This window comes from Holdemanella porci, assembly GCF_009696075.1.
Taxonomy (GTDB): Bacteria; Bacillota_I; Bacilli_A; order Erysipelotrichales; family Erysipelotrichaceae; genus Holdemanella; species Holdemanella porci.
The window spans coordinates 1-11,368 of the sequence record NZ_VUMR01000061.1; the positions used below are offsets into that span (position 1 = coordinate 1).

The 11,368-nt window shown below is 32.7% G+C and carries 8 protein-coding genes and 1 other annotated feature; of the genes, 7 read left to right on the forward strand and 1 reads right to left on the reverse strand.

Annotated elements, in window-relative coordinates:
* Positions 1–197: 197 nt before the first annotated feature.
* Positions 198–497 (forward strand): hypothetical protein, encoded by a 300-nt coding sequence (locus FYJ55_RS09170; RefSeq protein WP_154556568.1) that lies wholly within the window; start codon positions 198–200, stop codon positions 495–497.
* Positions 498–529: 32 nt separating this feature from the next.
* On the opposite strand, the gene FYJ55_RS09175 is transcribed toward FYJ55_RS09170, so the two are convergent.
* Complete coding sequence (locus tag FYJ55_RS09175) at positions 530–1,027, reverse strand: ECF transporter S component (RefSeq protein ID WP_154556569.1); 498 nt, start codon at positions 1,025–1,027, stop codon at positions 530–532.
* A gap of 94 nt (positions 1,028–1,121) precedes the next feature.
* Here FYJ55_RS09175 and FYJ55_RS09180 point away from each other — a divergent pair, with 94 nt between their 5' ends.
* The 6 genes from FYJ55_RS09180 (at position 1,122) to FYJ55_RS09205 (ending at position 11,273) form a co-directional block, all read left to right on the forward strand.
* Complete coding sequence (locus FYJ55_RS09180; RefSeq protein WP_154556570.1) at positions 1,122–2,402, forward strand: aminotransferase-like domain-containing protein; 1,281 nt, start codon at positions 1,122–1,124, stop codon at positions 2,400–2,402.
* 9 nt (positions 2,403–2,411) lie between these two features.
* Positions 2,412–2,609 (forward strand) — a binding site (T-box leader).
* A 34-nt stretch (positions 2,610–2,643) separates the two neighbouring features.
* Entirely contained in the window at positions 2,644–5,274 is a 2,631-nt protein-coding gene (alaS, locus tag FYJ55_RS09185; protein WP_154556571.1) for an alanine--tRNA ligase, read from the forward strand.
* 104 nt (positions 5,275–5,378) lie between these two features.
* Positions 5,379–5,879: a transcription termination/antitermination NusG family protein gene (locus FYJ55_RS09190; RefSeq protein ID WP_154556572.1), complete on the forward strand. Its 501-nt coding sequence runs from the start codon at positions 5,379–5,381 to the stop codon at positions 5,877–5,879.
* Between the two features lie 57 nt (positions 5,880–5,936).
* Positions 5,937–7,658 carry a glycosyltransferase gene (locus FYJ55_RS09195; protein ID WP_154556573.1) on the forward strand — a complete coding sequence of 574 codons (1,722 nt, stop codon included), beginning with the start codon at positions 5,937–5,939 and terminating at the stop codon, positions 7,656–7,658.
* Between the two features lie 45 nt (positions 7,659–7,703).
* Positions 7,704–9,527 (forward strand): SP_1767 family glycosyltransferase, encoded by a 1,824-nt coding sequence (locus tag FYJ55_RS11170; protein WP_229771147.1) that lies wholly within the window; start codon positions 7,704–7,706, stop codon positions 9,525–9,527.
* Between the two features lie 354 nt (positions 9,528–9,881).
* Positions 9,882–11,273: an accessory Sec-dependent serine-rich glycoprotein adhesin gene (locus FYJ55_RS09205; RefSeq protein WP_154556574.1), complete on the forward strand. Its 1,392-nt coding sequence runs from the start codon at positions 9,882–9,884 to the stop codon at positions 11,271–11,273.
* The last annotated feature ends 95 nt before the right edge of the window (positions 11,274–11,368 follow it).

An 11,368-nucleotide genomic window follows, 5' to 3' on the forward strand; every position in this document is an offset into this window, starting at 1 on the left:
TAAAAATACTGTAACAAAAAGATAGGGAAAGTAAACCCTAAAAGTGTTTAAAGGTCATCTCTATCTCAGAGTCAAAATCCCTATGACTTTTAAAGGTTGATTTATCCCTATCTATTTTTATATATTCCTTTTTTCTATACAAGGTATACATTTGCGGTTTATAATGTGGGTGGTTCGATGCAAAGGAGTGGTAATATATGAGATTTTTTGATTACATTGATACTATCGAAAAGCCTACGATTGACAATATTCGGGTTATATATAAGGCTGTAAATGAGAAGTATGATGATCTCATAGACATGGCACTAGAGCCGAATAGTAAGAATTATAAAAAGTGGGTTCAGAATATGGAGTGTTTAAAAAAGTCTGAAAACATGATGATTGATTGTATTTGCAATAAGCAGATTACAGATACAGAGTGGTTAGAACTTATGTATAATATTTATCGTTACCAAGTTAAATATGGTGGATTAAAATACCTTACAATTGAATTATAGAAAAAGGGACGTATGATTACGTCCTAATTTTTTTAGTTTAATTTATCTTGTACGATTTTCTTTACCATTGGATAGGCAATAAGTGCAATCACAATACCTGCAGCTCCTTGGACTACGTTGGCTAAAATTTCACTTGCGGCTACGATCCAGCTTCCTTTTAATATGTATTTGGCAATGAAGTATCCAAATACCATAATGACAGATCCGAATACGTAGCTTGAGATTTGTTTCGTTTTAGAGTAGTTTTTCATAAGTAGGGAAACTACGATAGCTTCTAGTCCTTTGATGATTAGAGTAAAGAAGAAGTAGTGTCCGTATCCTCCGGCTACATCGGCTAGTGCGCTTCCTAAGCCTCCAATCAAGAAGCTTTCAAATGGATTTAAAAAGCTTGCGAATAATAGGATGAAGCCATCTCCTAGATTGAAGTATCCGTCTAATGCGTTTGGTACTTTGATGAACATGGTTGCGACAAATACAAGTGCCATACCTAGTCCGGTTAGTACGATTTCATATGTTTGTTTGTTTTTCATGATCTTTCCTTCTTTCTGTAACTTAGTGATTATTATACTTGTTTCTGTATATAAAAAAATATACAATTATAAAAAATAATTAGGGGACAGTTACATGAAGAAATATCAAGTAATTTATGATTTGTATAAGGAGTCGATTCTTTCTGGAATTTTAAAGTATGGGGATCGTGTGGATTCGATTCGTGAATGTGTAAAAAAGATGAATGTGTCTAAGACCACGGTGGAAAATGCATATAATAAGTTGGTTTTGGATGGGTTTATTTCAAGTCAAGAAAAAGTGGGATATGTAGTGAGTATGAATCCGGAGCGTATCATACTGCATCAGGAAATTTTGGATTATAGTTCGAGTCATAAAGAAAAATCGTATGATTATGATTTTCGGATTCAGTCGGTTTCTTTTGATTCGTTTGAAACGACAATTTGGAAACGATATATGAAGGGTGTTTTGAATGATAAGCGGTTGATGTCAAGTTATGGTTTAGCGCAGGGTGAGTATGGATTAAGACAGGCTCTATGTAAGTATGTATATCAGAATCGGAATATTTTGTGTTTTCCTGAGCAGATGGTGATTGGTTCAAACTATCAGTCTTTGTTGTATATATTTTGTGGGATGTTAGATAAGTCAAAGGTGATTGGTTTAAGTACTTTAGTAGATGATCAGGCTAAGCAGGTGTTTTTGTCGTATGGTTTTCATGTTGAATATTTAAATCCAGATTCTTTTGTGAAGGATATTCAAAGATTGAATGTGGATGTTGTCTATGTGAATACGACTTGTTTTACGTCTAATAGACAGTCTATGAGTGAAAGAATTCGTGAGGAATTAGTTTCCTTAGAGAATGTTTTGATTCTTGAGGATGATTATAATGGGGAGCTTGTGTATGCTTCTAAAATCAAGACTTCGTTGTGTTCGAAAAGTAAGAATGTGATTTACTTTTCTTCATTTTCAAGACTATTATTACCGAGTCTTCGTATTGGGTATATGATTTTAAATGAGGAGTATATGCGTAAGTATAGTGCTTCTTATTTTGGTCCAACGACGAGCAAAATTGAGCAGGTGGCTTTTACACAGTATATTGTGGATGGGTATTTGCAGAAGCATTTAAGAAAGCTTGTTCGTGAGTATAAGGAGAAGCATTTATATTTAAAGAAATTGTTGGACACGTATATTGGTTGTTCGTATATTTTGGATGAGACGTATATGGCGTATTGGTTAAATTTAGATGTGGATATATCACGCTTTCGAGATTTGTGTGAATCGAATCGTGTCGCAATTAGTATTTTAAATGGGCGTATTGGATTGTCTTTTGCGAGTATGAGTAAAGAATTGATGTTAGATGGTGTGATTCGTCTTGCAGAAATATGGAAAGAGTGTTAAAATTTTATCGATTCGACAGTGAAGAAGATAAGTAGAATTAAAAGTTCTTGTGTATAGAGAGAGGGCGTTTGGTGAAAGCTCTTCGAGATTTTTAGTTTGAAGCTACTTTGGAGTTGAAACGTAGTCGGCGTTAACGAGTGAATTGAGGGCATTTTTCGATTTTGAAAAATGAACTAGGATGGTACCGCGTAATTATACGTTCCTAGAAATAGGAGCGTTTTTTTATTGGAGGAAAGAAAAGATGAAACAATTAACTGGTAATCAGATTCGTCAGATGTTCTTGGATTATTTTAAATCTAAAGGGCATATGATTGAGCCGGGCGCAAGTTTGATTCCGCATAATGACCCAACATTATTATGGATCAATGCGGGTGTTGCGGCTTTGAAAAAATATTTTGATGGTAGTGAAAAACCAGCTTCAAATCGTATTGCGAATGCGCAGAAGTCAATTCGTACAAATGATATTGAAAATGTGGGTCGTACGGCTCGTCACCACACTTTCTTTGAAATGTTAGGTAACTTCTCGATTGGAGATTATTTCAAGGATGAGGCCATTCAGTTTGCGTGGGAATTTTTAACAAGCGAAGAATGGATGGGTATTGATAAGGACAGATTGTATGTGTCTGTATATACAGATGATGCGCGTGCTTATGAAGTATGGACTACAATTTGTGGTGTAGATCCTAGTCATATTTTAAAGACAGATGATAACTTCTGGGAAATTGGTAAGGGACCTGGTGGACCTGACAGTGAAATTTTCTTTGATCGTGGAGAAAAATATGATCCTGAAGGTTTGGGAGAAAAATTATTCTTTGATGAAATGGAAAATGATCGATATGTAGAAGTATGGAATGTTGTATTCTCTCAATATGATTGTGATCCAAGTATTGATCGTAAAGACTATAAGGAACTTCCTCAGAAGAATATTGATACAGGTATGGGTCTTGAGCGTTTGGTTGCCTTAGTTCAGGATGGAGAAACAAACTTCGATACCGATTTATTCTTACCTATTATTCGTGCAACAGAAGCTATGGCGAAACATCCTTATGAAGGTGAATATAAGATGGCTTACCGTGTTATTGCGGACCACGTTCGTACAGTGACTTTTGCGTTGAGTGATGGTGCTAACTTCTCAAATAGTGGTCGTGGGTATGTACTTCGTCGTGTTCTTCGTCGTGCAGTTCGTTATGGTTTAAAATTAGGTTTGGATGAACCATTCTTGTATAAACTAGTTCCTGTTGTTGCGGATTTAATGCAGGATTTCTATCCTTATTTGCAGGAGCATGTTGCGTTCAACCAGAAGTTGATTAAGGTGGAAGAAGAAACTTTCAAGAAGACTTTAAAGGTTGGTCAGGCATTACTAGACGAAGAGATCAGCAAGGCTAAGGATGGTAAGCTTAGTGGTGAAGTTGTCTTCAAATTGTATGATACATATGGATTCCCATTTGAATTGACACAAGAAATTGCCGAGGAAAGTGGAATTACTGTAAGTCATGATGAGTTTGATGCAGAGATGAACAAACAAAAAGAGCGTGCTCGTAATGCGCGTAATGTAAAGGATTCTTTTGCGTCTCAAAATGAAGAGTTGATGAACTTCAATGAGCCAAGTGAATTTATTGGTTATGATCACTTGTCTTGTGATGGTAAGATCATTGCCTTATTTAATGCAGAAGGTAAAATGGTTGATTCTTTAGAAGATGAAGGTATGATCATTTTAGATGAAACTTGTTTCTATGCCGAAAGTGGTGGACAGGTTGCCGATAAGGGAACATTTAGTGCGGATGGTGTAGAAGTAGAAGTATTGGATGTTCAAAAGACGCGTAATAAACAGCATATTCACACAGTAAAAATCAATAGTGGTGTATTAGAAAAGGGTATGTCTTTACATGGTGAAGTGAATGTCAAAGATCGTTTGGCAACTACAGCAAACCACTCTTGTACACACTTGTTGCAGTCGGCTTTAGTTAAGGTATTGGGTGATCATATTCACCAGGCTGGATCTTTTAACTGTCCTGAATATTTGCGTTTTGACTTTAATCACTATGAAAAGGTTACGGCTGAACAATTGGCTGAAGTAGAACGAATTGTGAATGAATATATTAGTGCCGCTTATCCAGTAACAAAAGAAATAATGCCTATTGAAGAGGCTAAGAAGTCTGGTGCCACTGCATTATTTGATGAGAAGTATGGAGATACAGTTCGTGTTGTAACAATGGGTGATGTATCTAAGGAATTCTGTGCTGGATGTCATGTTGAAAACACAGCTCAGATTGGTCTATGCAAGATCATTAGTGAGGAAAGTATTGGTTCAGATTCTCGTCGTATTACGGCTAAGACTAAGTTTGCGGCTTACCAAGATTTTGCACAAGAACACACTATGTTAGAAAACATTGCGGATAGTGCGAAACAAAAGGGTATTAAGAATATTGATACTAAGGTTGAGGCTGCTTATAAAACTATGCATGATATGCAAAAGGAAATCGATAACTTGAAAAACCAGATTTTTACTTTGAAGTCTAAAGAGTGGGCTACTGAGGCTAAAGATTTTGGAAAAGTCAATGTATTGATTAAATCTGTTTCTGGAATGGATGCAGGTGCATTGAAGGATATTGTTTCTAACTTAAAGGCTAGTGATGACAAGATGGTTGTATTCTTCGTTAACACAAATGGAGAAAAGGTTGTCTTTGTATCTGGTGCAGGTAAAGAGGCTGTTAAGGCTGGTGTACATGCGGGTCAATTGGTTAAGAAAGCGGCTCAAATCTGTTCTGGTAATGGTGGTGGAAAGCCAGATATGGCTCAAGCCGGTGGTAAGGATGCTTCTAAGGTCGATGAAGCTATCGATGCAATCACAGAAGAATTGAAAAGTTTATAAGAGTAATTAGGATATGCCTTGTGCATATCCTTTTGTTTGTCATAAAATTGACATAACTTAACATACATTTTATAATTTTCATATGTATTGAAAGGGTTTTAAGTATGAATAATGAGCATTGGTATGTATTATTAACCATTCGTTCGAAGGAAGAGGAAGTATGTAAATACTTGAATGAAAACGAGGGTATTTTTGCGTTTAGTCCTAAGATGGAGTTTTATCATAGGGTTTCTAAACAGATTCAATTGCGAACTTTATTCGGTGGCTATGTATTTGTGGTGAGTAAATTGTCACAGGTAGAAGTGGATCGTATTTTTAGAAAGTTTCCTTTGGAGAGTGTTTTTATTCACGAATTAAAATATAAAGAGGATATTTCTGCATTAACTGATGAAGAGATTCGTATTCTTACGGTGTTGATGGATGACAAGAAGATTCTTCGTATGTCTTATGGTGTATTACTAAACAACAAGATTCATGTGACAAGAGGTCCACTTGTAAATATGGATGATTATATTATTAAGTATGATAAGCATAATCGTTTGGCTACATTGAATTTGAATTTCTTGAATCAGATATGGAAAGTGGGAGTCACCTTAATTGAATAGTGTGATAGAATGGATGTGTTTAAGGACATGTCCATTTTTTATGAGGGGTAAAGGGTAATGAATGTACATATTACAAATATTTATGGGTTTATACAAGATCAAGAATTAAAGAAGAAACAAAATCTATATGCGGATGCAGGGCACATATTAGGCTTTAAAGAGATGGGAATCTTTAATTTTGATGTGAGTACAGATACAGAGAGTGAATTATCAAAGCGTTTGGATGGGATTATTTCATCACTTCAATTTAATGATCTGGTGTTTGTACAATTGCCATCGGGTAATGGTGAACACTATGATAATTTACTTATCAATAAAATCAAGGCTTATAATTCGAAGGTTTGTATTCTTTTGCATCAAACAATTGAATATGAGTATGTATTAAATTCTGTTGATTTAATTATGCCGACAAATAATGAGGTACATGTTTATTTGAAGGAACATAATTATACGAATGTATTCTATAAGAAGAATATTAACTATGAATTTTCAATGATTTCAAATTCATCAAATATTTTATCTTCAGATTTCTATATTAAGAAGTATTTAATTGATGCAGTAGATCAATTAGAAGAACCAGTATTGGATGAGGATGTGATTCATATTGGTTTTGGACTGCATGATAAGGATGGTCATTATAGTGTTTGGGTAGGAACGGCTATGCAGTCTATAATTGATCATACGGATTCGAAATTATGTTTCCATATCCTTCATGATGAGACTGTGAGTGAAGAAAATAAAAGAAGATTAAAACAGGTGGCAAATCAAAAAGGGGACTTTATAGAATTTCATGAAATAGATAGTGCAGAATTTGAATGTATAAAAAATCGTACCCATGGATTTACAATTGGAACAATGTTTCGATGTATGTTGCCAGATTTATTGCCAGATTTATCAAAGATTGTTTATTTAGATGCAGATATATTTGTGAATACAGATATTAAAGAATTGTGGGAATTTGATATTAATGATTATTGTATGGCTGCGGTTGTCGATGAAGGCGTGATCAAGTTTCATATTCCTAATATACTATATAAATATCCTGAGATTGATCGAAATCAGTATTTTAATGCAGGTGTATTATGTATGAATCTAAGGAAAATTAAACAAAGAGGAAATTTGAAGGATTTGGTTGTAAAATTTTTGGTGAATAATCCTGAAGCAACTTATCCGGATCAAGATGCATTGAATGTTTTATTTCATAATAACATCTTATATTTGGATTCTAGTTGGAATCAATTTGTATATTCACATAGAGAAGAGAATATTGATATATTAAAACAAGGGATATATCATTTTGCGGCAGATGTTTTAGTTTTATATTCAAATAGTAAAATTGATATGGAATATTTTAAGACTTTGTGTCGTACACCATGGTCGGATTATGAGATTGGAAATCGAATTGATGGATGCATCGGAAGATTGAATGATAGAATTAATCAATATGAAAAAATGATGTATCGTTTATCTATGCCAGGAGTAAAACATATTTTCTATGGTGAAGAAAATGATACGCTGAGAAAAATATATAATTTAATACATATTACAGAGAATGATTATAGAGTTTTAAAACGTCCTGATAATTTAAATGGGCAAGTTTTACCTTGTAAGAATTTAGAATCGTTAAAAGATGAGAAAGGACAAATTATTATTTTTGTGCTATATGAATCTGATGGTTATACCGCAATACAAAACTTAGAAGAACTAGGTTATGTAAATGGAGAAGATTTCTTTGTGGTTGCGAGATTTATGTCATTCTTAGATGGAGGATTTGCATAAGTCTGACTATAATTTGTATTTTTTGGAATTGAAAGGGGAATAAATATGAATGTTCATGTTACAAATATATATGGGTTTTCTCCCACAAGTGTTGTTTTGATATCTCAACACGAAGTAAGAAATATAGCAAGTAGTTTGGGATTTAATGAATTAGCAGTATATATTTATGATTCTTATACGGAACCATATAATGAATTGAGTTCAAGATTAGATGGAATTATTGCGCGTGTATCACCTGGAGATGTTGTTTTTTATCAGTCGCCAACATGGAATGGTTACGAATGGGATACTGCATTCGTCGATAAATTAAAGGCGTATGGGTGTCGAATTGTAATGTTTATACAGGATGTACCACCATTACAATTTGAATTAAATTATTATTTAATGCCTAATTTTATATCAATATACAATAAAGCTGAAGTTATTGTTGTTCCATCTGAACAAATGTATTTAAAATTGGTTGAAGAAGGTTTGACAGTTAAAAAGTATGTTGTTCAAAAAATGTGGGATTTTACTGTAGATCAGTCATTATATAGTCCGTCATTCGAAAGAAAATTATACTTTACTGGAGATATATCTCGTTTTCCTTTTATACAAAATTGGCATTACAATACGGACTTACATGTATTTGGAAATAAAATGGAGGATTATGATTATAGTAAAGTTCATTTTGGTGGATGGTTAAATAAGACAGAGTTGTTACTTCAACTATCTAAAGGTGGTTTTGGCTTAGTTTGGGGTAATTCAGAAAAGCCAGAGGAAGAAAGAGATTACTATAAGTTAAACTGTTCTTATAAATTAGCTTCCTATTTGTCTGCTGGTATTCCAGTAATTGTTCCTGACTATTTGTCAAATGTAGATTTCATTAAGAAAAACAATGTTGGCTTCGTGGTTTCAAGCTTAGAAGAAGCAGATCAAGTAATTCAAGAATGTAGTGAACAACAGTACAATGAGATGGTATCGAATGTAAAGAATGTTCAATACTTAATCAATAATGGTTATTTTACTAAGAAATTGTTTGTGGATTCATTAATGAAACTAAATAGTAATGAAGATAATGAATTGAATATAAAGGTATTAGGTATTTTGGATACTTTAAATTATATTATGGCTCATAATAGTTCGGTTGCTCGTTTTGGAGATGGGGAAATGGATATTATTACTGGTCATAGTATTCCTTATCAAGATTATGATGAAAATTTAGCGAATGAATTAAAAGAAATTATTAGATCAGAAAGTAATGAATCTTTAGTGATATGTTTGTCGGATGTATTTGAAAGATTAGATCGATATAATCAATCTGCAGTAGATTTTTGGAAACAACATTTAAATAACAATTATGTTCATTATAAGAGTTTATGTAAAGCGCCATGGTATGGATCAACATTTATTTCAAGGCCCTATATGGATTTGGTAGATAAGAGTCTTTCAAAAATGTATTTTAAGAATATAAAAAATTTATGGGATAAAAGAGATATATTGATTGTTGAAGGTGTAAATTCAAGAAGTGGTGTTGGTAACGATTTGTTTGATAATGCGAATTCTGTAGAAAGAATTATTTGTCCTTCAAAGAATGCATATTCAAAAATTGATGAGATTGAATCATTGATAGAAAAGCATGCTGAAAATAAATTGATATTATTGGTTTTAGGACCAACCGCAAAAGTTCTTGCGTACAGATTATCAAATAAAGACTATCAAGCAATTGATATGGGACATATCGATTCAGAGTATGAATGGTTTAAAATGGGTGCTACTTATAAGGTGAAGTTAGATAATAAGCATACAGCAGAGCATAACTTTGATGAAAATATTATTCTTAATGAAGATGTTGATTACAATAGACAAGTGATTGTAAGAATTGAATGATTATTTAAAAATATAAAATCTGTAATTAGAAACTTAACTTAATATAATTGTTGTTCTATGTTTTGAGTGAAAATCAAAATATTTAGTTAACAAAATTATAACTAAAGTTATAAAAGCGGTTATATAATTTGAAGGCGGATTTGTATATATAATTCAATGTATTAACATTTGTGTATTTTTTATAAAAAAGTGGTTAGAAATCAATTATTTTACTTGAATAAATCAAGCTTTCCGTTTACTATTAAACCTAGTAAGGGAAGAGTGTATTCTTTTTATGTACTCTACTTGATTTTTTTGTTTTTAATTTGAAGGGCTTCGTATAAATTAAAAGTTTAAGGGAAGGAATGAGTGTATATGTCGAAAAAGAAAAATGTTAGAAGAAAAAAATCGAACAATCTTTTAAAGGGTGTAGCTGCTGCTGGTGCTGTTGTAGGTGGCGGGACTATTTTTGCGGGTAACAATGCTGTTTATGCTGCTGAAATTGGTAGTGAAACTACTTCTACTCAACAATCAGAAAACGTTGTATCAGAATCAGTTTCTGAATCTACAACAGAATCTTTATTAAATAGTACATCAAACCAAAGTGTAACTAGTGTTAAGAACACAGTGTTTAGGAGTGCTTCTGAACCAATGGTTACTATGGTTACAGATACTAAAGAAGAATCTCCTAAAGGAGAAGTTATTAGTAATGATTCTACAAATGTTCAAGAAAACAACGCTATACAAGAAGAACAAGAAGGAACTAGTGATGATGTTGAAGTTTTGCAGGATGAAGAAACTACCAATGAAAATCAAAATGAAAATATGGATCCATCAACTAAAAAAAATGGTGTAACTGAGCAAACATCACAATCTTTAAGTACATCAACCTCATTAATGTATAGCGAAGTTGATAGTAAAGAGGCATTAAATGTTAAAGTATCAGAATCAATGTCTTTATCAGTTTCGGCATCAGAAGCAAGTGAGGTAGATTCTAATAGTAACAATCCATTAACTAGTGCAGAATCTAATACATATGAAGGTTCTTTGTCGGCTGCTATAAATGATTTTGAATCAAGATATTCAGAAATTCAGACAAGTTATGATTCACAGATTGCAGAAAGTAAAAAGAATAATGAATATTTAACAACACTTTATAATGATATTAAAGCACAAATGGCTGAAGTAAAGAAAGCTTATGACTATGCACATGACAATAGAACGGATAAATTAAATAATGAAGAATATGATTACTACAAACTTGTTGATGAATTAGCTGTTATGTATGCTAAATATTTCTTATTTCAACAGGAAAATAGTCAAATAAAGGATGTAGAGCAAACTGATTGGGAAAAGGATAGAGGCGAAAGTAATTATATAAAAATTGATTATACGGATACGAATGGAAAGAGACAATCTGCATATTTTGACTATGTTATTACAGATCATCACAATAATAGGATTGATGGTGAAAAGCAATGGTTCCATAATTATGAATACAAAGATGTCTCAATCATGGTTCTAAAAAAATCTCCTAATTATCAATATGAGAATACTAACTTTTACTTCCGTGATGATTTTTCAACAAGTGTAAAAGGAAATAGAGTTTTCTATATCAACGGACGAGAATTGACAATGGACTCTTCACAAACACGTTATATTAATGAATATACATATATTGGAGATGACCAATATAAAGTAAGTTATGTTTTAGATGGTCAAGAATATAAAAATAAAGGCTTAACAGATACATTGGTGACTTGTTAATATATTCGACATTAATAATGTCTATTTAAGAATTATTGTATAGGTGTAAACGAAAGAGAGACTACACTTATGACAAGAACTTCAAAATATTTAAA